21 protein-coding genes are annotated in these 24,048 nt (G+C 63.3%); 13 read left to right on the top strand and 8 right to left on the bottom strand.

The features are described 5' to 3' along the window. Positions 1-400 precede the first annotated feature (400 nt). On the top strand, positions 401-2,053 hold the full coding sequence (locus Rhe02_RS07750) for a PrsW family glutamic-type intramembrane protease (RefSeq protein ID WP_203907402.1): 1,653 nt from the start codon (positions 401-403) through the stop codon (positions 2,051-2,053). 410 nt (positions 2,054-2,463) lie between these two features. Here the strand turns inward: Rhe02_RS07750 and Rhe02_RS07745 are convergent, their stop codons facing one another. After that, on the bottom strand, positions 2,464-2,643 hold the full coding sequence (locus Rhe02_RS07745) for a hypothetical protein (protein ID WP_203907401.1): 180 nt from the start codon (positions 2,641-2,643) through the stop codon (positions 2,464-2,466). A 367-nt stretch (positions 2,644-3,010) separates the two neighbouring features. Here Rhe02_RS07745 and Rhe02_RS07740 point away from each other — a divergent pair, with 367 nt between their 5' ends. From Rhe02_RS07740 to Rhe02_RS07720, 5 genes are all read left to right on the top strand, one after another. Further along, positions 3,011-3,649: a metal ABC transporter ATP-binding protein gene (locus tag Rhe02_RS07740; protein WP_203907400.1), complete on the top strand. Its 639-nt coding sequence runs from the start codon at positions 3,011-3,013 to the stop codon at positions 3,647-3,649. 1 nt (position 3,650) lies between these two features. Then, on the top strand, positions 3,651-4,535 hold the full coding sequence (locus Rhe02_RS07735) for a metal ABC transporter permease (protein WP_203907399.1): 885 nt from the start codon (positions 3,651-3,653) through the stop codon (positions 4,533-4,535). Continuing rightward, complete coding sequence (locus Rhe02_RS07730) at positions 4,459-5,244, top strand: metal ABC transporter substrate-binding protein (protein ID WP_203907398.1); 786 nt, start codon at positions 4,459-4,461, stop codon at positions 5,242-5,244. The genes Rhe02_RS07735 and Rhe02_RS07730 overlap by 77 nt, the downstream gene beginning before the upstream one ends. Before the next feature lie 107 nt (positions 5,245-5,351). Further along, the gene (locus tag Rhe02_RS07725; protein WP_203907397.1) at positions 5,352-6,521 is read left to right on the top strand and encodes an MFS transporter; all 1,170 of its coding nucleotides are present in this window, start codon (positions 5,352-5,354) and stop codon (positions 6,519-6,521) included. A gap of 38 nt (positions 6,522-6,559) precedes the next feature. Continuing rightward, positions 6,560-7,471 carry a hypothetical protein gene (locus Rhe02_RS07720; protein ID WP_203907396.1) on the top strand — a complete coding sequence of 304 codons (912 nt, stop codon included), beginning with the start codon at positions 6,560-6,562 and terminating at the stop codon, positions 7,469-7,471. Here Rhe02_RS07720 and Rhe02_RS07715 read toward each other — a convergent pair. The 4 genes from Rhe02_RS07715 to Rhe02_RS07700 all read right to left on the bottom strand — a co-directional run bounded on the left by Rhe02_RS07715 (position 7,411) and on the right by Rhe02_RS07700 (position 12,869). After that, positions 7,411-9,069: an acyl-CoA dehydrogenase family protein gene (locus Rhe02_RS07715; RefSeq protein WP_203907395.1), complete on the bottom strand. Its 1,659-nt coding sequence runs from the start codon at positions 9,067-9,069 to the stop codon at positions 7,411-7,413. The two genes, Rhe02_RS07720 and Rhe02_RS07715, sit on opposite strands and share 61 nt — an antisense overlap. A gap of 88 nt (positions 9,070-9,157) precedes the next feature. Beyond that, positions 9,158-9,367 (bottom strand): heavy-metal-associated domain-containing protein, encoded by a 210-nt coding sequence (locus Rhe02_RS07710; RefSeq protein ID WP_203907394.1) that lies wholly within the window; start codon positions 9,365-9,367, stop codon positions 9,158-9,160. Beyond that, on the bottom strand, positions 9,364-11,037 hold the full coding sequence (locus Rhe02_RS07705) for a class I adenylate-forming enzyme family protein (protein WP_203907393.1): 1,674 nt from the start codon (positions 11,035-11,037) through the stop codon (positions 9,364-9,366). Before Rhe02_RS07705 ends, Rhe02_RS07710 begins: the two co-directional genes overlap by 4 nt. Further along, on the bottom strand, positions 11,034-12,869 hold the full coding sequence (locus Rhe02_RS07700) for a CoA transferase (protein ID WP_275412600.1): 1,836 nt from the start codon (positions 12,867-12,869) through the stop codon (positions 11,034-11,036). Before Rhe02_RS07700 ends, Rhe02_RS07705 begins: the two co-directional genes overlap by 4 nt. A 335-nt stretch (positions 12,870-13,204) precedes the next feature. Between Rhe02_RS07700 and Rhe02_RS07695 the strand changes: the two genes are divergently transcribed. Both Rhe02_RS07695 and Rhe02_RS07690 read left to right on the top strand, forming a co-directional pair. Beyond that, positions 13,205-14,017 carry an AfsR/SARP family transcriptional regulator gene (locus Rhe02_RS07695; RefSeq protein WP_239123523.1) on the top strand — a complete coding sequence of 271 codons (813 nt, stop codon included), beginning with the start codon at positions 13,205-13,207 and terminating at the stop codon, positions 14,015-14,017. A gap of 159 nt (positions 14,018-14,176) precedes the next feature. Further along, entirely contained in the window at positions 14,177-14,905 is a 729-nt protein-coding gene (locus tag Rhe02_RS07690) for a DUF169 domain-containing protein (protein ID WP_308441985.1), read from the top strand. A 338-nt stretch (positions 14,906-15,243) separates the two neighbouring features. Here Rhe02_RS07690 and Rhe02_RS07685 read toward each other — a convergent pair whose 3' ends face one another. From Rhe02_RS07685 to Rhe02_RS07675, 3 genes are all read right to left on the bottom strand, one after another. Beyond that, the gene (locus tag Rhe02_RS07685) at positions 15,244-15,912 is read right to left on the bottom strand and encodes an alkylmercury lyase family protein (protein WP_203907389.1); all 669 of its coding nucleotides are present in this window, start codon (positions 15,910-15,912) and stop codon (positions 15,244-15,246) included. 46 nt (positions 15,913-15,958) lie between these two features. After that, positions 15,959-17,362, bottom strand: a complete 1,404-nt coding sequence (gene merA / locus Rhe02_RS07680; protein ID WP_203907388.1) for a mercury(II) reductase — start codon at positions 17,360-17,362, stop codon at positions 15,959-15,961. A gap of 226 nt (positions 17,363-17,588) precedes the next feature. Then, complete coding sequence (locus tag Rhe02_RS07675) at positions 17,589-18,557, bottom strand: GntR family transcriptional regulator (protein WP_203907387.1); 969 nt, start codon at positions 18,555-18,557, stop codon at positions 17,589-17,591. A 420-nt stretch (positions 18,558-18,977) separates the two neighbouring features. Here Rhe02_RS07675 and Rhe02_RS07670 point away from each other — a divergent pair, with 420 nt between their 5' ends. The 5 genes from Rhe02_RS07670 (at position 18,978) to Rhe02_RS07650 (ending at position 24,033) form a co-directional block, all read left to right on the top strand. Further along, the gene (locus Rhe02_RS07670; RefSeq protein WP_203907386.1) at positions 18,978-19,574 is read left to right on the top strand and encodes a hypothetical protein; all 597 of its coding nucleotides are present in this window, start codon (positions 18,978-18,980) and stop codon (positions 19,572-19,574) included. Continuing rightward, complete coding sequence (locus Rhe02_RS07665) at positions 19,561-21,069, top strand: vanadium-dependent haloperoxidase (protein WP_203907415.1); 1,509 nt, start codon at positions 19,561-19,563, stop codon at positions 21,067-21,069. The genes Rhe02_RS07670 and Rhe02_RS07665 overlap by 14 nt, the downstream gene beginning before the upstream one ends. 118 nt (positions 21,070-21,187) lie before the next feature. Continuing rightward, on the top strand, positions 21,188-21,616 hold the full coding sequence (locus Rhe02_RS07660; protein WP_203907385.1) for a hypothetical protein: 429 nt from the start codon (positions 21,188-21,190) through the stop codon (positions 21,614-21,616). Between the two features lie 729 nt (positions 21,617-22,345). Then, entirely contained in the window at positions 22,346-23,002 is a 657-nt protein-coding gene (gene cpaM / locus Rhe02_RS07655) for a corrinoid protein-associated methyltransferase CpaM (RefSeq protein WP_275412599.1), read from the top strand. Beyond that, a complete protein-coding gene (locus Rhe02_RS07650; RefSeq protein ID WP_203907383.1) occupies positions 22,978-24,033 on the top strand; it encodes an HgcAB-like fusion protein in 1,056 nt (351 codons plus the stop codon). The genes cpaM and Rhe02_RS07650 overlap by 25 nt, the downstream gene beginning before the upstream one ends. Positions 24,034-24,048: the final 15 nt, after the last annotated feature.

Below are 24,048 nucleotides of genomic sequence, written 5' to 3'. Positions count from 1 at the left end.
GAAGTCATGCTTGGCGACGATGGCCGGTGAGGAGTGGCTTGTCCATCGGTGGGGATTCATTGCTGTCGGCCAATAGTGTGTCGGCCTGCCATCCGCCAGCGGGCTCAACCCGGACGAATCCCGTGCTACGCAGCCGGTCGAACGAAACTTAGTCAAGCAATATCCGCCAAAGCAGGTCGGTGGACCGGCTGAGGTTGGAACTCCCTCAACACGCTGGTCAACTTTGTTAGCAAGGCCGACAACGGCGCGTTTCGGCTACGGCGCATTCGCCACCGAACGCGCCCAACGGACCGCACCATATCCGCCAATGTCTTGAGCGTTTACGAGCTCACGGGCAATATCCAGTCGGCTAGTCGATAATAGACACTCGTCGAGACGTTCGGCTGCTAATCTCCGCCGCATGACGCTGTTTATGCTGATCGGTGCCTGTTATGGCGTATGGCAGCTGGCTGTGTTGAGTTCGTGGACACGGACCGTCCGCCTAAGCGCGCTGTTCCTCACCGTAGCGGTGGGGTTGTACGGAGCCGGTGTGCTGACGGTGTTTTTGCAGTTGCTGTATACGAATGGCGTTGCGGCTGTTACGGATACACCGCTGTCAGAGGTGGTGCGCACGGCGTCGTACACGATGGATCCGCTCATCGAAGAGATCGTCAAGGTCGCCCCGCTGGCGCTACTGGTGTTGCTGCACAAAAGGATCCGCGCGCAATGGGGACTGACCGACTATGTGCTCGTCGGCGCCGCCACAGGTGCGGGGTTCACCCTCGCGGAGGCAATCCTGCGCTACAGCGACGAAGCGTACAACGTGACCGGCGGTCCGTTCTCCGGCTGGACAGAGGCATCCGGATTTTCGCTGACATATTTCCCCGGACTGCCAACCATACTCACCTCGTGGGTGCCAGCACCGGTGGCATTTGGCGATATATTCAGCGGATCCGCAGCGGTCGCCACCAATCCGCACCTGGTATTGAGTGCGCTGGGCGGGCTCGCCGTGGGATTGATGTTCCGCGGCGGGAAGTGGATTCTCGCGGGAGTCGGGCTCATGGCCTATGTCTGGGCCGACCACGCCACCTTCAACTACCGCGTCTTTAAGCCGGAAGGTGCTGGGCTCGTCGGCCTGCTGTCGGGGCCTTTTGAGTTCCTCAACAAGGCCGACTGGCTATATCCATTGATTGCCCTGGGCATAGCATCCTATTTGGATTACCAACGACTCAAGGCAGGCAAGCTTGCCACTGCCGATGTTGCGACCAGCGTTCCATTGACCAGCTTCGCGACCAAGGGGCTGCCCTGGACAGCAATGGTCGCCTGGCGGTTCGCCCTTGTGCGGCGCAACCTTTACTTCGCCAAGGCCGCCGGCGCGGACACCGCGGAACTGAACGAGATGGTACGTAGCAGCCGCACACAGATCGACACGTGGAACTCCACGGAAGCATGGCGTTGCGCCAAGCTGCCTCTGACAAATCCGCCTGGCGCAGGCGGGATACGCGCCCACTGGCCGGTTCTGGTATCTTTGATCTTGTTGGTGCCCGGTCTATTCATCTTTGCCGTCGGCAGCATCCGCCTCCCCTCCTTTATCGTGGACATTCTGGTCTCGCCTCTGATGGCTCCGATCGTCCTGGTTCTGAGCTTGGTTAGCCTGGTGTGGCTGGCGTGGCAGGTCGTGCTCACCGTGCGGTCGCTGCCGCAACAGCGCTCCGTCCCCATCGCTGACCCGATCGCGCGCGGTGACCTGCGGATCATCAACGGCTGCGGAGCCTTTGCGGCAGGCGCGATCGCTCTGTTCATTGCGCTAGTAGGCGACGGTCCGCACGGACCGGTGTTCTCCCCCACGCACATCCTGGACGCGTTAGGCAGCTCAACGGCGCTTTGCATTCTTGCGATCATGTTCGTGGCGATGGCGCTGTTCCTCCTCTTTCCGGGAGGAGGGCTGGCGTTGGCCCTGGGAGGTCTGGGTGGTGGCGGCGGAATGGCGCCAGCGCTGGCCGCACTCGTGCTCGTGTTCGGGTTGGGCGGCCTCGCCCTGGGAGACGGCGGCGGCGGGGGCACAGACGCCTAGGAAACCCGTCTAAAGCCGGATGGATATCCGCATGCCAGTTGGCGGTTAGGACGCGATTCTGGTGCTGTTCGACGTCGTCCTCGCCCGTGGCAGTGCATTTTCGGCCGCCAGCGCAACGGCTGCCCCGGGGAAGATGCCGACTCCTCTCCGATGATTGCGCGGCTCAGCCATTTCCGTAGACGAGTCCACCGGAGTAGACGGATGGCCTCAATGTAGGGCGTTAGCCCAGGCTTGCGGGAAGCACAGGCGGATGGCGCCTGCGGGCTGCACCTGGCCGTGTGAGGTGGAAAAGTTCGTTTCGGAACGAGTTTCAATCGTGACGCACTCGCCTGAGTTGATGCGAAAGCATTTCGCCCCGGTAGCAGGTCGCGCCAAGGCCCCGGGCGGCCGGCTGGGAGCGGATCGACAGATCAGGGGTGCGGGCCTGCGTGAGTAACGATGGCCTGCTTGGTTTCGGCGCAGTGCTTTAGGTCGGCCAGCAGGCAGTCGCCTTGTTTCGCCGATGGCATTTCGAGGTCTACACCCGACACCCATCTGCGTTCGCGGGGATACCCGGCGGTGATGACCTTGCGGCCGATCGACAGCTCCAATCCACTGCACCTCGGCAATCTCATCGTCCGTGTTGCCGCTGCTCACCAAACCCACGCAGAGGTTCAGCTGCGCGCCGCGCGACGCCGGCACGACGAGCAGGTGATGCTACGAGGATCAGACTGTCGACATTAGCGAGTTAGCAAGATGGCGTGTCACGCTACGCTGCCGACCGACCTCATGATCGATGCAACTCTGGCACTGCCAGTCGGATATAGCGCGGTCAAAGCTGGACGACGTGGCAAAGGAGGGCAACGTGAACAAAACCGGGGTCTGTTGTGAAGCCGTTCTGAGCGTGGCCTCCGTGGTCGGAGCAGCGTGTCAAACCACAAGAAGCCCGCTGCCTGGCCACGAGCCCACGGCCGCATCATGACCGGATCACCTCAGCCGGTCGTGTTCCGGCGCGTCGTGTGCCGGTACGGGCGCAGCATCGCCGTAAAGAGGGTCGATCTGACGGTCAGCGCCGGTGAGCATGTGGCCGTCACGGGGGCCAACGGCTCCGGCAAAAGCACCTTGCTGCGCGCCGTGCTTGGGCTGCATCCTCTTGCCGCCGGCGACATCCTTGTTGGCGGTGAGTCGGCCAACGGAACGTCGGGCTGGATGGCTCGTCGCCGCAATGTAGCTTGGGTTCCCCAGCGTCTCACCCCGGGCCGGTTCCCGCTCCTGGTCGACGAGCTGCTTGGCAGTGCTATCGACTGCGATGTGGCAAGAGACAGCGCCGGCGACCTGGGGGTGGCCGGGCTGCTCCGTCGGCCGTTGCATACGCTGTCTGGAGGTCAGCTTCAACGCGTTTTTCTCGCTCGCGCGTTGGGATGCATTGCCGGCGGCGCGGGTGTGCTCCTGGCCGACGAGCCGACGGCCGCGTTGGACTTTGCCGGACAGGAGCAGGTTGCGGCCATGCTAGCTGCGCTTCCGGCTACCGTGATCGTGGTCAGTCATGACCGCGCGATGTCTCGCACGTGTGATCGGATCGCCGAGATGGCCGCCGGCCGGCTGCGGATCGCCTGACATGCAACAGTTTCTCGACTTACTGACCCTGCCGCCGGTACAGCGGTCGGGCGTCGCCCTTCTGCTCGCAGCGATCGCTCTGCCGATAGTAGGCGTGTTCATCGTTGGTTTGGACATCGTTGCGGTTCGCTTCGCCGTCATGCATGTCGCGCTTCTTGGCATTGCTGTTGGATTTCTTACCGGCCTTGACCCGATGCTGTGTGGCCTGGCCGCCTGCGCCATAGCCGGCGCTGGTGTCGCCCCGCTGGCTCAGCGGCCGTCTGGGCTTCCGGGGGCCATGGGCCTTCTGATGACCTTCGCGATCGCTGGTGCGCTGCTGGTCCTGTCTGTGTCTGGCGTCAATGCCACCAGCGCTTTTGAACTGCTGTGGGGGTCTATTCTGGCCACCCGTCCCGTAGACCTTGTCGTGCTGGCCGTCTTGGCGGCGGTCATTCACCTGTTGTTTTGGCGCTATCGACGTCCGTTGGCGTTGCTGATGTTCGACCGCGAATTGGCCTTGTGCTCAGGGGTTCCAGCCCGTCTGCTGATGCTGGTGCTCCTCATCGTGGTTGCGGTGGCAATTGGCGCTTCGATCCGGCTCACTGGGGCGTTGCTAGTGGACGCGGTAACGATCCTGCCAGCGCTTGCCGCCCGCAATCTCGGCCATTCGCTGCGCTCCATGGTGCTACTAGCGGTGAGTTTCGGGTTCGCCGGCAACGTCTGCGGATTCGCTCTGGCCCTGGCGCTGGATCAGCCGCCAGGACCGGTGCTGGTACTGGTGGCGGGAGCGTTCACCCTGGTCACTTATCTGCTTCCCGAAGGAGCCTTCAATGCGAGTACTGCGGCCCGTCAAGATGATGACCGCGATCTGCGTGGCGCTGTCCCTGCTGACAGCCTGCGGCAATGAGACCCAGGCTGGTCCAGCATCATCAGGGGGTACCTCGAGCGGCCCGAAAGTCGTCGCGTCCACGAGCTGGGTTGGCGGCTTCGCGAAGGCCGCCGGAGCGACCAACATCACTATAATCGCATCGGCCGATCTGCAACACCCGCCGGACTACGACCCGAAACCCAGCGATCTGGCAGCCGTAGCCAAAGCCGACTATGTTCTGTTCTCGGAATTCGACGGCTTCGCCGCAAAGATTAAGGACGCAACGGGCGGCCATGCGAAGCTGGTTCCAGTCAAGCTGGAAAATACCGTGGAGGTAATCAAAGCCGAGGTAACGCGGCTGGCACAGATATTCGGCACCACTTCTGTCGCAAGCAGTTGGCTGGCCACATTCGAACGAGATCACGCCGCACTGGCCGCCAGCGTCAAGTCCAAATACGGTAGCAAGCCACGCGCGGCTATCTCCCACCTGTTCATGGCTTACTGGGGCACCTTCGCCGGGCTAACGATCGTGGGAACCTTCGGTCCGGAGCTGGTCACTCCGAGTCAGCTCGCCGACTTGACCGCCAAGAAGCCAGAGCTCATCCTGGCCAACGCTCACCTTCCCGGCACGCCCGAGGTCGCCGGCGCTAAGAGGGTTGACCTCATGAATTTTCCCCGCAGCGACCTTGACTTGATGTTTGTGTTTCGTACAAATACAGAACGACTCTCAGCTGCGCTGATCGCATGACAGGCTCGGAAAGGTGACATGTGCACCGACTGGATCAATCAGACCGCGGGGGTAGGCGCGGAGGAACCCGGCCTGGTCGGGTCCGGTAAGGCGGCGGGGTAAACGACATGAGGCAATCCCGCACAACGATCGTGACTGTGGCGACAGGCGGCATGGCCGCATCGATGCTCCCGCTGTACACCATCAGCGCCCTAGGGCCCTATCTGGTGGCTGATCTGGGCCTGTCGCGTGCGGCGCTCGGCGCCATGGTGACTGCGGCATTCGCGGTCGCCGCCATCGCCTCGGTGATCGTCGGACGGGCAGTCGACGCCCTCGGTGCACGCACCGGCTTGGCACTGCTGTTTGCGGTTGTCAGCGCCGCCTTGCTGACGGCGTCCTTCGCCCCCAAGTACGTGTGGCTGCTCTCCGCAATAGCGGTCGCCGGCATCGCGCAGGCGCTGGCTAATCCTGCCACCAACGTCCTAATTGCCAAGCAGGTGGACCAGTCGCAAAGAGCTTCCGCGATCGGCATCAAGCAGTCGGGGGTTCAGCTTGCGGCTTTTGCCTGTGGAGTGGCGATGCCCGCGCTGGCCACCGCATGGGGATGGCGAGCCGGACTGCGATTTGCCGTCTTGCTGCCAGTTGTCATGCTGATTGTCCTTGTCCTTTGGGTACCGCCCACGACCGCCTCTGACCCATCAGGTGCATGGCGGCGCTGGTCAGCACCCTCACATTGGCTGAGGTGGCTCATGGGCTACTCCCTGCTTCTAGGGACAGCTTTGGCGGCAGTCAACACTTACCTGCCGCTGTACGCCACGCAGCGACTGGCCATGGCCACCACCGCAGCCGGCGCCGTGCTGGCGGCGTTCGGTGTATCGGGCCTGGTGGCCCGCCTGTGGTGGACTCGGATTGCCGATCATCAGGCCAAGGTCACTGCTGTGCTGTCATATCTTTCAGCAGGCGCGGCCGGCTGCACGCTGCTTGTGTGGATCGCGGCGTGGACATGGCCGGCCGTAATTTGGCTGGGCGCCGTGGGCATCGGCGCCACCGCAACGGCAGGAAACGCCGTCTCCATGCTTGCCGTCGTGCGCCGCGGCGAGGCCGCGGGCCACGCCTCGGCGATGGTTTCCCTCGGCTTCTTCACCGGCTTCGTCCTGGGGCCAGCCAGCTTCGGTGCTCTTGCCGATGCGCTGGACTACGGTCCAGCATGGATCGCGGTGGCTGTCCTGTTCGGTCTGTCGGCGTTGGTCTCAATCGGTATCCCAGAGGGCAGGCGGCTGCCACCGCGCACATCATGAACGCCCTCAAGCACGCATTGGACGCCATACTTCGCCGTGTGGAACACATAGAGCGAGAGTCCGGCGCACGCTTTCCGCTGTATCGGGACACGCAGCGGCCGTCGTGGACCACCACGGCACGCGGATCGTGGGCAGGTGGCTTTTGGGTCGGCCTGCTGTGGCTACGGGCAGTGGTGTGGGGGCAGGACACGCACAAAGCAGTGGCGGCGAACTGGACGCAACGTCTGCTCCCACGAGCGGAGGACGACACGGTGACCCGTGCCATGACATTTGGCTACGGCGCCGCAGTACCCCATCGCCTCTGTGGCGATGCCACCGCCGCGAAGATCGCCACTGCGGGCGCCCGAGCTGTCGCCACATCCTTCGACCCGAGGTGGGGTCTCATTCCAGTCGGTACAGCGTTTACCCAAGACCGTATTCCGCGGGCAGGAGTGGACGCGCTCGCGGGCGTAGTGACATTGCTTTCCTGGGCGGGTCAGACTGAACTGGCCGACCGACACACCGCTCGGTTGGCCGCCCTGTGCGTAGACCAAGCTGGGAAGGTGTGCGCTGAAGTGTCACTGGCCGGCGCACCGTCGGACGTCAGGGCATGGGATCGAGGCCACGCGTGGGCAATGCTTGGGTTCGCAGTGGCGGCCAACCACCTCGGGGAAGCACATCTTGGGGTTGCGACCAAGACTGCGGAGTGGTGGCTCACCCACCGGCCGTTGCCGGACGACACCTCCGCAGCCGCCATTGCCGCCGCGGCGCTGCTGACGTTGCCTCACGATCGCTACCGATCCGCTGGCCTTGCCCTGGCGGACAGGCTAGCCGGCCGAATCGATGTCAATGGTGTTCTCGCAGGTGGCCACTACGCCGACCTGAACAGCGCCGAAGTCATCTGGGGTACCTATTTCGCCGGCTGCGTTCTCGCGGTCGCCACGGGGTCTGTGGCCACGCTGCCCTGGTGATCGGCCAGAATGCGCCTTGCCACCCTCGTCACTAGCAACTCATCGGGACCATCCATGATCCGTGCCGCCCGAGCTGTGCGATGCAGCATCGGAAGCGGAGTGTCATCGGTGAGGCCTTCTGCCCCGAAGATCTGTATCGCCCGGTCGACGAGCGTGTCGAAGGTGCGCGCCGTCACCACTTTCGCGATGCCGACAGCGATTCGCGCGTCAGTGCCAGTGGCGAGCGCCTCCACCGCCGCGTACACCAGCGCCCTGGCGCTGGTAAGCTCCGCATAGCTGTCAAACACAAAGCGGTGCAACAGTTGCTTGTCAGCCAGGGTTCCTTCGCCCACGCGGCGGGTAGTCAGGCGAGCACACATCAGGTCGAACGTGCGGCGCGCCTGCCCAAGCCACCGCAGACATCGCAAGGTGCGGCCCAGGAGCAGACGTTCGCCTACGATGGCCAGACCGTGGCCTTCAGATCCCAGCAAATAGCAACGGGGCACGCGAACATCATTCAGGGCAATTTCATACTGGTCATCTGACCCGCCCAACAACGGCAAAGACCGCACGACCCTGAAGCCGGGGCTCGACGTGGGCACCACGATCAAGGAGATTCCGGTGGAGGCACGGCACGCGACCGTGGCGAAATCGGCTTCGGCCGCGCGAGAGGTAAACCACTTGCCGCCATTGATTACCCATGAGTCGCCGTCAGTCACCGCCTTGGTCTGCAAGCGGGTCGGGTCTGAACCGGGGAGGCCGGGCTCTGTCATCGCAAAGCACGGCCGGGCCCGTCCGCTCACCATCGGCATCAGAAATTGGTCTCGCACTGCTGACGTGGCATGGCGATCCAACATGGTGGCGTCCAGCAGCAGATCGGAACCCAACGCTGCTGGGCCGTATTCTGACTTGCCTTCCAGCTCCGCGACCGATGCGTAATCGTTTAACGACATGCCCAGACCACCCAGCTCCACCGAGAGCGCAGGCGCCCAGAGTTTCGACTCCTGCGCCTTGCGCCGAAGTCGCGTGAGAACTTCCCGGGCCGGCCCTCCGCCTGCGACTAGAGTGCGCTCGTGAGGCAGCACCTGCTCGTCAATAAATGCCCGGACCTTCTCGGCAATGTCAGACATTGGCCGTTCTCCCAACCAGTCGGTGTCGACCTGCGGCGCGTCTGGGAAAGCAAGCGACGCCGGTGGAGGCCGTGACGGCGATTTAGCCTGGACCGGCCTGTCGCGCTTAGGTCGTTTAACTTGATGGCGCAACAGTTGCTGCGGCAACGCAGCGACGCCCGGTCCTCCGGCTTGAACCCAGCGAGCCACCAATTCGGTCAGCTCGGACGTGAGCATCCGCCCAAACCACATCGTTGCTCCGCCTGCGGCTCGGCCGACCCGAGATGCGACTACCACGATGGTGTTGCTGTCTTGGCAATTGCCAAGGCAGCCTGAGACCATCATCTCTGCTTGATCGCTCGGTAGCTCGGCCAGCTGGCTAAGCTGGATGTTGTGGTCGATGTCCGGATGCTTCGAGACGTTGCCGCAACAACAGCCCCGGCATACCACCACCCTGCAGCGCCGCGTTGGCAGATTGGAACTCATCAGCGAGACCAACGCAACCGGCACCGCCAGGCACCACCCGAGCTCGCAACAAGATAGGACGAGACAGTCGCCACGAGACTCGTCCAACCGGACATGATCGATATCTGTGGCACTAGGCCACCACGAGCGTGTACCCGGCTTCGCCCACAGCGGCCGCAACCGCCGCATCGTCGAGAGAGCCTTCGCTAGTGACCGTGACAGCACCGCTGTCGAGGTCGACGTTGACGTCGGTCACACCGGTGATCTTGCCGATGTTGGAGCTGACCTTCTCGATGCAGTGGGTACAGTGCATCCCGGAGACCGTGTATACCGTGGCCTTCATCGGCGTTCTCCTGTGGGCTCGGGCTCGGTAGGTGCATTGCTTGCAGGTGATTGCGGAGTGCTGGAAACTTGGTCGCGCAGCCATCGTTTGTCGATTTTCCCGGCCGCTGACAGCGGCAGCGTGTCGAATATCTGCAGGAGTTCAGGCAGTTTGACAGGTTCGAGGCCGTGTGTGTCGACCAGGTATTGGGTCAGTTGCGAAAGTGTGGGTGGCGCTTGGCCGTCGCGCAGTGACACACAGGCGCACATGCGTTCGCCCATACGAGGATCGGCTATGCCCACGCAAGCAACCTGCTTTACCGCCGGATGCTGGGCCAAGAGCAGCTCCACTTCCACGGGGCTGAGGTTGCGTCCGCCACGAATGATGATTTCATTACGGCGTCCGACTACATGCAGAAAGCCTTGCTTGTCAAGGTAGCCGAGGTCACCAGTGCGAACCCAGCCGTCCTGGGCCCGATATTTCTGATCGAACTCGGGGTCGACGTAGCACATCGGACTCATGGGTCCCAGGCCCCAGATTTCGCCAACCTCTCCTTCAGCCATATCTCGACCGTCGTCGCCGACGATGCGAATCGCGGCGACTTGCGGGTTGGGGACGCCAACCGCGCTGTGCACCGCGGCCGGCGCGCTTCGCAGATCTGTCGTGCAGTTAACGCCGTCGGCCGAGCCGTAGCAGTTGATAAACTCGGTCCGGAACCTCTCCCGACAGGCGGCCACTGTGGCTGGATCCACCCGCGACCCGCCGGCCACGACCGCCCTGAGCGAGGAGGTGTCCACCTGGTTCATGCGCGGATGGTCGAGCATCATCTGATACATGGTAGGCACACCAAATACCAGGTACGGACGGTGAGCCTCGATGAGCTCCAAGGCCAGCCCAGCGTCGAATCTCGACTGCACGATCAATGTGCCGCCGTGACGGGCGATGGTGACGGCCGTCCCCGAGGAGCCGAACGAAGAAGCCAAGGGCACCAAGAATAGATTGCGCATCGGCGCATGGACGTCATGCAGCCCGCCGATGAAGGCGCCACGGCCACCGGCCAATGCGTCGTGTGAGTAAATAATCATTTTGGGGTCGGCTTCGGAGCCCGACGAAACCAATATCCGGGCAGGTGCTGAGGAAGCGACGTGGCGTTGACCACGCAGTGGTGGCCCATTGGTCAACCAGTCCTCGAGGCTGTTCGCTCCCCTTATCCCAGCGATGACGACGACCCTCAGATAGGGCAGTTGTGGTCGTATCTCCTCGAGTATTTGGTCGTAGGCTGTGCCCCCGACCTTGCAAGGGATAACAACCGCGGCAGCACAGGAGCGTCCGAGAAGAGTGAGTGTATCGCGGCGACCACGGCCGAGCGGGTACGGCAGGACGACCGCACCGATAGCCGCGGCCGCCAGGTCCAAGGCTACCGCGTGCCAGCCGCTTGGCAGCTGAACTGCAATCACCTCGCCTGGCTGAATTCCGGCTTCGACAAAGGCGCCCGCTAGCCGTGACACGTAAATTGCGAGATCACGATAGGTGAGTTCGCGGTCGTCGTCGATGACCGCGACTCGACCTGGATGCTCCACGACATGCTCGCAAAAAAGCGAATATATGTCCTTGCCGGGATAGTAGCCGGCGTACGACCACCAGCTGCGCAGCGTGTCAGGTACCAAATCGTGGACGGCCAGAGCAGTCATCGCACGAACCTCCAAGGTGGACGGACGAATGCGCAGCCGTCGAACTCCACCAACGGTGACACGGCGGGGTCTGTAACGAGCGCTGCGGGGTCTTGGCAAACGGCTACCGCGCACATGCCAGCGCTGCGAAGGCTTGCCAGCGCGTCAACGGTGCGCTGTGAGGCCAGGTCTGTGGGACTCAGCGACTGCGGTGGTCGCGACCCTGCGGCGATCATCACATGGCCATCGGCGGTAGGCACGGGTGCGTCCCACATCCCCCAGACGGGTTGATGCGCGGCAGCGGACTCGGCGATGGGTGCCTGCAGCACCCCGGCCGCCGACAGCAACGATGAGTCCACCTGTTGCCCACGGCCGGTCCGGTAGCGGTTGACCAAGGCGGCGACGACTCCCTCAGCCGCGATGAGACCACCGAGCACATCCAGAATCGTCATCAGCGAGCCAGCCGGTCTCTGACCCGCCGGTCGCACGTTGTGTGCCAGGCCGCTGTATGCCTGCGCGATGAAGTCGGTGCCAGGCGGCGGGCTGCCGCCTCGTTCTTCGCCCCATCCCGACGCGTAGGCGTACACGAGACCCGGGTTGATCTTCCACAGATCCGGCGCGTCAAGGCTCATCTGCGCGGCCTTGCCAGGTGCCAGGTTGTGGAGGAACACGGCTGCATCCCTAGCCAGCTCGCGAACTGTGGCGCGCCCGGAAGCGGCTCGTAGATCGGCCTCGACGACCCGCTTGTTACGGTTGAGTGCCAGGAAACGCGCCGAACAGTCACCGACCATAGGTGGCATTCCTCGCAGCGGATCGCCGCCCAATGGCTCGATCCGGACGACCTCCGCGCCGAGAAGCTGGAGAATGTGACCGGCCATCGGGCCTTGGATTCGGCGCCCTGTCTCCACAACCAGCAGTCCCGACAGCGGTTCAGCAGAGTCCATCGCTTGGCTAGGTGATGTGCGCCGACCAGGTCTAGGGCTGATTGTCCAGGGCCGACCGAGCTGTTGGCACTGCCCCTCTACGTCGGCCAAGCGCTGACCGAACGTCCGCACCGGCTGGATCGTCACGCCCGCACGCTCGGCGGCTTGCCGCAGCTGTTCAAAGGCCAGCATCCTCGTGGCCTGGTGAAGCTCAGCGGGAAGCGAAGCGGTCGCGGTGGCATAACGCAAGACGAACGCTTTCCATGCGCGCGCGATCACCGCGGGAGTGAGTCCTAAGAAGGTCCAAAAGTCGGCCCACGGCTGCGGGTCGAGCGTCTCAAGCTCCAACAATGTGCCATCCGCGGATTCGAACGGTGGCGGTGTCCCGTTTGAGGCCAACGGTTCTAGATAGTCTGGGTCAGATGCGCTAGCAGCCGCCAGGTACTGCGAAATAGTCAGCAGCGCCGCGTTTGCCACGCCGGTTCCGACAGCCGCAATAGGACGCCCCCGCATCCCCGACAGCAGCGCTGCCAGTACGCCTTGGGTCGCTATCACCCCGGTTGCCGTCGTGACATAATCCACGGCCAGACGTTGCGGGCCAGATGCCTGAGCCCTGCCGTGAATGGCCATCAGGCCGTAGGCCGCCTGCGCCGTCGGCTCATCAAGCCCTGCCCACTCCGCAGCGATCTCCAGCCCGTGACCGTCTCGAGCGATCCGAAGACTCTCTCCAGGCTTCGATTGCGCCCCGAGATAGGTAAGATGTCGCACGACCAGCGCTTCCACCGCCGATCTCGCTGTGCCGCTCACAGTCCAGCCGTCAAGGGGCAGCGTCACCGCTGAGCCGTGACGCTGTCGGGGAGGCTGGTCCCCCCACGATGTCTGTGCATCGGCAGCGCGATGTAGGCGGGACCAAACGGACGCACTCCTCATGGTCCCAGTCTGTTGACAGCGGCGTTTGACGGGCGTCGCGGTGCCGTGGACGCGAGCGTTACGGCTGCGTCACGCGGGGGGTTGCTGAATTCGCCTAGCAAGTCGGAGTATCGGCTCTCCGCCACTGCAGAGAAAATCGTCTACGCAATTCAGTGTTGGAGCTAACCGATCATTTTCTCCATGTAACCGCTGCCTGACCCCAGGATCACGCCCGCCAAGGAGACTCTTTGCGTACGCCATTCGTGGGTTTGATTGAACAAGACATTGACAGACAGAGATCGCTGGCCTTAATGTATCCGGCTAGCCGAATAAGTCATCCAGGGGGAGGCGTGGGCATGATCCAGTTATCCGCCCCAGATACCGAAGTCGTCTTACCGGGCGGCGGTGTGCCAGACGAATCCGCCCAGCCGATGGGGGCCGTCACACCGTCGCGGGACTTTGGGTGTGCGGGCACCCGTTTGCAACTACTGGGCCGGTTCGCTCTGGTCGTTCGCGGACGGCATGAAGCCCTTGGCGTGGGCTGCCGTCGACTGTTGGCGGTGTTGGCCATTCGTGACGGGCACGCCGGCCGGCGGGAGGTCGCAGAGCTGCTGTGGCCTGATGTGACCACGGTTCGCGCAGCGGCCAACCTGCGTTCTGTGCTTTGGCGTTTGCAACGATGTTGCCTCGGTGTGATCGACAGCAACGCCAATGACCTTCGCCTGTGCGCCGGCGTGGTAGTTGACTGGCAACACGTGGTAATGATGGCGCGACGCCTCATCAATCGATCGATAGTCATGGACGCCGAGGAGCTCGGTCATGCGCTTGCTTCCAACTTTCATGACGATCTGCTTCCCGAACTAGCCGACGAAGACTGGTTGTGCAACGAGGCAGAGTGGTTTCGTCAGCTGCGCCTGCATGCATTGGAGAGTTTGTCCGAACGCCTGACTCATGCGGGTTGGTTCGGAGCGGCCGTTGACGTCGCGATGCGTGCCGTGCGGGTGGATCCCTTCCGCGAGTCGGCACATCAAACACTGATTCAGGCGTACTTGGCCGAGGGCAATCAGCTCGCCGCCCAACGGCAGTACCAGTCTTATCGCGACATCCTGCACCGAGAGATGGGCCTACAGCCCACCGATCGCCTCACCCAGCTGCTCGCGGCGGCGTAGGGCCAAAACCACCCGGAATAGCTCGTCCATCGAGTGCCGTATGAGTCCAACTTGGGCTTTGCCGTCAACCACATACGTGTGAACACTATTTGACGCTACGTCTGACGATGCGCGCGGATCGCGCTAACGGGCATATAGACTGAATGTGAGTGAACCTTGATGATGGCCAGATATCATGAGCATGCTTCCGAAATCATCTCGTTGTTGAGCCTGGACAGGCAGCCAGTAGCGTTGGCATTCATGCGTGAGGCACCCGTCGATGTGCCACAGGCCGACCGGATCTCGCCGTCGAGTTGTGCCTTCTGGCCGCGAGCCGAGTCCTCGGTTTTCTACGCCTCGGCAGAACAACATCACCATTGCCAGATCGGTGCCATGGTGATGGGTTTCGCCTTGCCGGATGTCGTCGTGCAGCAAATCGGAGGATTGGTGGAAGCGATGTGCGGCTGCCAATATCTCTCGCCGGAAGAGGGCGAGAAGATCCCGAAGGTCGAGGCCGCCGCATCCGGTATCCTCTACGGACAGCTATCTGTGTTCCCGCAGACTCCGGCCGCGGTACTGCTTTGGCTCACGCCCGCTCAGGCAATGCTCTATCAAGAGGCGATCGGCTCGGCCAGCTGGGCCTCAGCGCCGGCGCGGACCACCGGCCGGCCCGCATGCGCGGCGATTCCGCTGTCCATAAGCGACGGTAGACCAGTTCTATCTCTGGGATGCAAGGGCATGCGGACCTTTACCGAGGTCGCAGACGATCGGCTGCTTGCCGTGGTACCAGGGGCGAGCCTCGATGACTTCGTTGCCTCGCTGCGCACCACGGTCTCGGCCAACGAAAATATGGAAGCGTATTACACCAAGCGCAAAGCCGACATGGCCGCGATGGAGACAGCCCGATGATCGGGACTCGCGCTTGGATTAGCACACCCTCCGCTGCGTGACTGCTTGTGCTGCGTATCCCCCGCGGGCGGCGCGAGTTCGCCCATGTGACGTGGCTCTGCACCGGCATCGGATGTTTCGGAGACGGTGTGCGCTCGGCTTCGGGTGCACGCTTCGCCAAGCTGGACAAGCATAGAGGAGGTGGTCTCGGAAGAATTGGCTCGCATATCTCCATGCCGACAATCGTATTGTCACCATCGCTCGCTGCGATCGAGGAAGGCGTCGTTGTCGGCTTCGGAGTCCACATACGGTTGCGTATACGGGCGCAGCGTATGAGTTCGGGGCGTCCATTGGCGCTGTCAGCGAGCGACGGCGGGACGGTGCCTGATGGGCGCCCCTGACTCAGAGTCGCTCAGCAGCGGGCCGAAGAGGTCTTTGCCCATCTGGAGGGCCTTCACCGGGTCTACGATCACGGCGCGCACGCTGACGTGGCGTTTCAGCCAGGCCGAGGCGGTGCGGGTACCTGCGAAAAAATTGATGACACCACAGCAGATCTGTGCTGCGGGGACATGACAACAATCCTCGTCCGCTGGTGCCGTTGATCCCACTAAGACAACCGCGTCCTCGGGTATCCATTCCGCTTGTCCTCCGCGAATGATGACCGTGATGCTGTCGCCGGACTGCGGGTCCACTGAGTGGACGGTGATGTCACGGCCGAGCATCGCGGCAATGCCAAGTGCGTCGATCGCGCACATCGCATAAACGGTGGGGCCATCCGCGATCGCGACGGTGTGCGGTGTCGGGATGGCTGAGAACGGATAGGCGGCAAGGATCTCGCCAGTGTCGTCGAGCTGTATGACGTCACGGTCGTGCAGCTCGCGCAGTGGCTTATCGGTGTTGAGAGCTGCCATCAGCGGCGGGCGCCCACTGATGGCGAAATGGTGCAGAATCGTTTGGTGCAGCCGCCGTGCCAGTGGGCTAAGCGCGGCGATGCACTCGGCCGCGACCCCCACGCGAATCGTCGTCATCGGACTCCCGTTTGATTGATGCAGAACCAATAGCGACGGTCATTTGTCAGGCGGCGCAGCATGACAACTTGGACACGTCCCGCGTGAAGGTTTGTGCCGTGAGTTTGATCGCCTCAGCCATGGTCAGGTATGGGCACCACATGCCGGCCACCTGGTCGACTGTCATCGCCGCTGCCAGTGCGTAGACGGCGGCAGCGGCAAGCTCGCCAGCCCCCTCAGCGACCGCGTGCACGCCCAACAGGCGCCCGGTAGCCGAATCGATAACCAGCTTGACCATCCCGCGAGTGTCGCGGTTGATCACGGCACGAGGCACGTGCTGCAGCGTCAGTACCCGGCTGTCGGCCCGAAACCCCTGCTGCTTGGCCTGAGCGTGAGTCAGGCCCACCGAGGCCATTGCCGGACTCGTGAATGTCACTTGGGGCAGGTATCGATAGTCGACGCTTTGGCCCGCTTGCGACAACGCGTTTGCCGCTGCGATAGTGCCGTGGTTGGCCGCGACGTAAACGAACTGCGGATGGCCGGTGACGTCACCGGCGGCGAAGATGCGAGGATTGTCGGTGCGGAGCTGGTCGTCGACCATGACCTCGCCTTTTGCCCCCAGTTTCACCCCGACGCAGTCGAGCCCGAGGCCATCGGTGACGGGGCGGCGACCGGTCGCGACCAGCAGATGATCGGCGCGAAGGGTGTGGCCGGGCGACATGTGCACCGCCACCACGGTGCCCTCTCGTGTCACCTGGATCACCTCGGCACCAGTGTGCACTTTGATCCCTTCGTCGGCGAAGACACCGGCGATCGCCTGTGACGCCTCGGGTTCGCCGAAGGGCGCCAACCGGTCTAGCACCTCCACCAGGGTCACGGCGACGCCGAGCCGCGAGAACAACTGTGCTTGCTCCAAACCGATGGCATTGCCGCCCATCACAATCATCGATTTCGGCAAGGTAGGCAGCTGCATAGCCGTGGTGGAGGTGAGGTAGCCAGCTGCGGAAAGACCAGGGATGGGTGGCGCCCACGCTGCGGCTCCGGTGGCCACCACGTAGTGCGCCGCGGTCAATTCGGCGGTCGCGCCGTCGTGAGTGGTCACTTCAAGGGCAGGTCCGTCGACGAAACGGGCAGTGCCCCCGATGATCCGCCAACCGTACTCGTCTGCAAGATCAGCGTACTTCGCGTTGCGCATGGACTCGACCAGCTTGTCCTTACCTGCGATGAGCTCAGGCAGGGCCAAGCCCAGGGTCGCGCTGTGTAGGCCGGCAAACCGGTCCGCGGACAAAGCGACATGCCGCGCCTCGGCCGCCCCTAGCAACGCCTTCGACGGCACGCAGCCCGTGTTGACACACGTGCCGCCTATGTCAGCACGTTCCACCATCACCACGGAGGCGTTGGCGCGCCTGGCGGCTATTGCGGCGGCGAACGCCGCCCCGCCCGATCCAACGATCGCCAGGTCGTAATCCATGGCACCGATCCCTAGTGAACGCCGGCTGTGTCCGGTATCCGGATATCTTCAGCCCAAGGATACATCCGGTTATCCGGATGTATACGGGTTAGAGATCGGTGTGTCCCGCCCAGCGCTCTCACCCGACGGCGAGGAGTTGCGGCGGCATGGCCAGCGCACCGTATACCGGACGGGTGGCCTCAAGAGTCGCCAAGGTGGTACACCTGGCGCAGGCGGGCGCTAGCCTTCAACCCTCGTTGTCTGCATTGGCCAGCGTCTCCGTGTACTGGTGGATGGCGACCAAAGTCTCCTCGTCCAGCAGGGCCGAGAACACGAGCACCGGCTTGGTCCCTGCACGCCTGCCGACTGACTCCGCCGATCCTTCCGAGGCAACGATGACGTCGCTCGCCTCAACCACCTCGTCGAAGTCTGGCTGGCCCAGAAAGGCATGTCGGGTGCGTCGGAATTTGATTCGAGCGTGGCGCATTGCACGCTCCATGTAGGGCGGCCCGGCTGGTTCAGTGCAAACGATCGCCACGTCTTTTCCGCGCGCTTGCTCTGCGATGTGCCGAATCGTGGCGACCGAAGGCCCTATGCCGGCGGCCATGACCGGAATTCCCGAGGCCAGCAATGCTGCGCGAGCTCGTTCCAAGCAGTAGAACGGGACGAGCGCGAAGTCTGCTTCCGGCATCGATCCGACGTTCGGTGTTCCTTGCTTGACGAGGTCGCTTAGGAGAATACTATGCACGATGGCACCGGGCATAAGGCGGCGAATTGCGTGGGAAAGATACTCTAATTCGCCTTGATATTCGTCCACAACGAGGAATGCCTTATGCCGCAGAGCTTGCCATTGCGCTGCCTCGTAAAGAGCGACCTCGCTAAATTCGCGGGCGGTGAATCCCTTGCGTTCAGCAGCGTGAAGTGCCTCCCGCAATAGCTGATGCAGCTCCTGCATGCGCACAGCCGTGCGGGTCGCCGAGGTGTCCGCGACGCTGGTCCCCCCGCCGCCACGGGTGGACAGATAACCCTCCTGCTCCAAGGTTCGGTAGACCTGGGCGATCGTATTACGGTTGAGATCGAGAAAGTCGGCAAGCTGCCGGATCGTCGGAAGCCTGTCACCAGGAACGAGATCGCCCTTGGAGATCGCCACGACGATCTGATCGCGCACCTGGGTGCCGAGAGGGATGCCCAGCTCCCGGCTGACGGCGATGTTCACCCGCACACCGCGCCCTCCCGCCCATCTCATGCACCTACCGGACTTTTGGATCGCACTTTACCGAGCCGTAGCTTGCGGGTTGAGCGAAATCCCTCCTTCTTTGACGCAGGCACCGGTGCGCCATGATCGGGCCTGCATCCAGCGGACTATGACGCCGAGCAATCCGGCCGGTCAGCGGAGTGGACCATCGGTACCACAACAGAATGACCCACCGGCTGCGAGGCGTCCTATAGCGACCGTCAAAGTTTCGTAGGCATTCGCTCGGTGGTTGTCGGGCGCAATGAGCAGCGCCGCGGGCGCTTTTCAGGACTGTCGTAACGCGCACGCGACGGCGTTGTCACGCCAGCGCGGCGTGGCCGTGATGGGCGCCCATGCACAGTGACCGAGTCAAGTTCCGATCGGCTCAGAAAGGTGTCCACAATGGAACGTCGAGACGTGCTAAAGAACGTCACGCTCGGGGCGGCGCTCGCCGCCGCAGTCCCCACCGTGCTGGCCGCGACCGGGCAAGCTGCGGCCGCCAGTGAACCCAACTTCGGCGACTACGGCGCCGGGATGTACGCGGACATGTCGACAGCATTTCACCCGTCGCCGTTCAACCTGAATCCGGTGCTGACCACATGTGCGGTCGGAACGACGGGCTCGATCCCGGGAGTGATCGGCTCGTTCGCGATGGAGATGTTCTCGGTGGGATCCCTGTCCTACGTCGTCAACCGCTCGGCGCGGACGATCACCGCCCAGGGCCGGATGCGATCCATCACGATGCTGCTCACAGGCATCATTCTGGAAGACATCGAGCATGACTTCGCCGCGATCGGCATCGATAACCGGGGAGTAACGGCCGACCGGTTCGAGATGCACTACACCACGCCGCTGTGGAACGGCGGCCTGCTCACCGCGATCTCCACACAATCGACCTTCCGCTCGGACTGGAAGATGTTCGGCGGAGCGCTGCTCTCGGGCACGCAGGGCCTGCTCGGTCCACGGGTCTACCTGGGCGGCATCAATGTCAACCCCTGACTCGGTCAGCCGCCGGAACCTGTTAAAGGGTTCCGGCGCTGCCCTAGCGGCGCTCGGCGTGGGAGCCGTCGGCGGGGCGATTGCCACCCCCCGACCGGCGGCAGCGGCGGGCGAGACCATAGTTGTGCGCTGGAACAAGCAGGTGAACGACGCCGTCCGCCAGGATCCTGCTGGCCCTGGACCGTGGGCCCGCTCGTTAGCCATCGTGCACACCGCCATGTACGACGCGTGGGCGGCTTACGACACGCTGGCCGCGGGCACGCGGTATGGCGGAGCGCTCCGTCGCCCGTTGCTGGAGCGGACCGCCGCTAACAGAACCCAGGCGATGAGTTACGCGGCCTACCGAACCTGCGTCGACCTCTACCCGGCTCGGAAGCCGATATTCGACGCCTTCATGCAGTCCCTCGGCTATAACCCTGCACTCAACCCCACCGACACCACCTCACCCGCAGGCGTGGGCGTCACCGCGGCCGCAGGGCTGCTGGCATACCGCCACAACGATGGATCCAACCAGCTGGGCAACCTGGCCGCCGGCGCCTACGAGGATTACACCGGCTACCTACCTCTCAACCAGCCGATGGTGGTCAATGCCCCGTTCAACCCGGCGGCGCTGTCCGACCCAAGCCATTGGCAGCCGCTGACTTACGTGGACCTGTTCGGCCAGACGGTGACGCAGTCGTATCGAGGGCCGTACTGGGGGCAGGTGGTGCCGTTCGCGATGGCGTCCGGTTCGATAAACCGGTCCCTGGTTCCCCCGGCCCAGTTCGGCACGCAGGCTTACATCGACCAGGCTCTCGACATCCTGTCGCTGAGCGCCAACCTCACCGATCGCCAAAAGGCCGTTGTCTCGTACTGGCCCGACGGCCCGAACACGGTTCAACCGCCGCCACCCTCGCATCTATGCGAGTTCGTGCAGTTCGTGTCGGCACGCGACCAGCACACCCTGGACCAGGACGTCAAGCTGTTCTTCGCTGTGACCAACGCGATGTTCGACTCAAGCATCGCCGTCTGGGACAACAAGCGCGCTTTCACCTCTGTCCGGCCCATCAGCGGGATCCGCAGGCTGTTCAACGGCCAGCAAGTGAGCGCCTGGGCAGGCCCCGGCCTGGGCACCCAGCTCATCGATGGTGGCACATGGCACCCCTACAAACCACGGCATTTCCCGACCCCACCGTTCCCGGCCTTCAACTCGGGGCACACCACCTTCTCTGCGGCCTGGGCCGAAACCATGAAGTTGTTCAAGGGAAGCGACTACTTCGGCTTCACTGTCACGGTCCCAGCCTTGTCATCGGTGGCCGAACCTGGCTTCGCACCAGCAAATGATGTCCTACTCAACTATGCAACGTACTCCGCCATGGCCGACGACACCGGGCTGTCGCGCCTCTGGGGTGGAGTTCACTACCGCGACGACATCACCACTGGCGCGTCCTTGGGCCGGCTGGTGGCCACACAGGTGTGGCTCAAGTGTCAGCTGTACTTCCTCGGGCTGGGTTGAGCGGACACCGCGACACGGAGCGGCAATGAGAAAGGAGGTTGGCACGATGACGCCTGGCGGCCGGTGGTCCCGGCTCTTGCCGATCCTTCGTACGCGGAGCGTTCTCACACTCAGCGTCGTGATATTCGGCCTCTACATGTGGTTCGATATGCGCGAGGGTGGGCGCGAAGCAGACCTGACCACCACGAAACTGGGCACGTTCAGTGGGTACACCGAGTACTTCGGGCTCCCGTACTTAACCGGGATGATCGTGCTCAACGTCTTGCTGGCGGTCACCGCGGCGGTTCTCATGGTGCAGAGCTTCCGGCTTCTCAAGGCCCGCCGCGCGGCCGCAAGATCCGGTGTTTGCACGGTCGGCGGCGGGCTGCTGCTGGGCTTTAGCGCCTTCGCCTGCCCCGGCTGCCCGCTGCCGCTGCTGGCGACATTGGGCACCACGTTTTTCGCCGCCTCGCTGCCGCTGTACGGGCTGGAATTCAAGATAGTCACCTTGATCATCACCGGCATTGTGTTGTTTCGGTTGCTGCGCCCAGGCGCGTTCGCGCGCTGAAAGCGCCGCTCGTCGGCCCGTCTGTCATCCCCCGTGGCAGGCGGGCCTACGGGCGTTGCAACCACCGACAAGCAGGACATCTCGCAGGTCAGGACGTTCCAAAAAACGTATCTGCTTTTTAAGATACATCCTATTGACATGGGACAAGTTGTGCACAGAGACTGGTGATGTAAGTCGATTTGTGCGACGCCTGTATCGAGAGGGCCAATGATGGGCAGGAGATACGACCCGGGGTGCTGCGGTCCCGATGAGGTGCCGCGCACCTTTGCGGAAAGCGTCGAGCTCGGCAATCGAAGGCGGCGAACGTTGGTCAAATTCAGCGCGCTGGCGAGTGCGTTGTTGACCCTCGCCGGGCTCCTGGCACCTGTTATCACGCAGTCCACCACCGCCAGGCTGGCCGCGCTTCGAGTTCTTTGGATCGCTGTCCTGTTCGGCGCCCCCATGTTGCTGGGATATGCCCGCCAGCTGCTTGCGACCCGCAGGGTGCCATGGCAGCTGGTAGCCGGCGCAGTCTTGTTGATGGTGGGTGCGTTGGGATATCCGATCCTCCCGGCGACGGCAGTCGCGGTCACGCTCTGCCTGCGGGCGTTTGGCCCACCGCCAGCCCCGCCGGGCCAGCAGTGCCTCGAAGGATGCACCCAAGACTGCTGTGCCGCACCGACACCAGAGAGCGTAGATGCTGCCTCAACAAGCCGAGCCGGGTGATTTCTTGTGTCCTCGTTCGTATTTATGAAGCTGCTGGAGACCAGCGCAGGACGTTATGACCTCGGTATGAGGATGATCAGTCTCGGGCGGATCGGCCGGCTCTACCGCCAGGTTGCAGACCGCGTCAACGAAGGTAGCGAGGTCCTTGAAATCGGTTGTGGAACAGGGGCTGTCACCAGTTTGCTGCTCGCCCGCCGGTGCACCGTCACCGGTGTCGATCGCTCCAAGCAGATGCTTGACGTTGCCCGACGCAAGCTTGCTCCCGAGCTGGGCACGGGCCGGTTGGAGCTGCATGAGCTGAACATCACCGGTCTGGATCGGGTACTCGCCGGCCGCAGCTTCGATTTCGTGGTGTGCTGCCTGGTCCTCAGCGAGCTCAGCAAGGCCGAGGAGCGGTTCGCTCTCGATGAGGCGTACCGGCTCCTTCGCCCCGGCGGCACGCTCATAGTCGCAGACGAGGTCGCCCCGGCCGCAAGGCTGAGCCGGTTGTGGTATCAGCTACAGCGCCTACCCCTGATGGCGCTCACGTATGCGGTCACCCAGACCACCACCCATCACACGGAGGACCTCGCCGAGAAGCTCGGCCAGCGCGGGCTGGAACACGTTGGGGTCGAGTCGTTTCATGGCGGCTCGTTTCACATCGTGAGGGGCAGCAAATGCCTGCAGCAAGCAGCAGCCTGATCACCGGCGGGCTGCGGTCCGCCGCGCAGCTGATATTCCGGTCGTTCCCGTTCCCGGTCGAGCCAGGACTCCGCACATTCGGCAACCCGGACCGCAACTCACCGGTGTTCGTCACCGCGAACTTCGATCACACCGTGCGGCTGGTATCCCGGGTCCTTGCCAACTACGACTGCTATCTGCTCATCGCACCGACCGGTGGAGTCAACGTGTGGTGTGCATCGGCGGGCGGTCACTTCGGTACCGACGAGGTCGAGGCAGCGATCAAACTATCGGGAATAGACAAGCTCGTGGACCACCACCGGCTCGTTCTGCCCCGGCTGGCGGCTCCCGGCGTCAATGTCAAAGAAGTCCGCCACCGCACCGGTTGGCGAGTCGTGTTCGGGCCCATCGAGATCGACGATCTGCCGCAGTGGTTGGAACAGAGCTTCCCGCGGCTTGTTGCCGACGTGGTGAGCTTCCCGTGGCGCCGTCGTGTCGAGATGGGTGTCGGAGCGGGCCTGTGGCCAGCCGTCATATTGGGAGTCCCGGCCGGGCTCATCATGGGATGGCGGGCCGGTCTGGCTATCGCTGGCCTGTCGTATGTGCTGTCGGTGCTTTTCGCTTTGGTGTACCCACGTATGCCGGCTCAACCTGGCCTGCCGCAAGGAATTCCGCTCGCAGTGATGCTTGGCGCGGCGTCCGGCGCTCTGGCGCGGCTTGCCGACGTGAACCTGTGGGGCGTTATTTTTTGGACGGTCACCATTGCCGCCATGGGCGTCCTCGTCGCGATCGACTTCCCGAGCTGGTCGCCGACCGATGTGTGCAAGCAGCAATTGCTATGTTTCCTGTACCCCGCCACGCTCGCCCCAGCAGGATTCCTGCCAGTGGTTGATGAGCCGAAGTGCATCGATGGCTGCGACATCTGCGTCAAGGTTTGCCCCAAAGGCGCGATGAGCCTCAAAGACAACCACAAAGCAACACTCTTCGACCCGCAGGGCTGCCTGAGTTGTTACGCGTGTGTTCAGCAGTGCCCGGTGGATGCAATCTCCTAAGGAAGGTTCGGTCAA

Origin of the sequence: Rhizocola hellebori (genome assembly GCF_016862955.1) — a bacterium.
In the GTDB taxonomy this organism is placed as follows: domain Bacteria; phylum Actinomycetota; class Actinomycetes; order Mycobacteriales; family Micromonosporaceae; genus Rhizocola; species Rhizocola hellebori.
The sequence above is the reverse complement of the archived record's forward strand: the minus strand, read 5'-3'. Positions and strand labels throughout refer to the sequence as shown.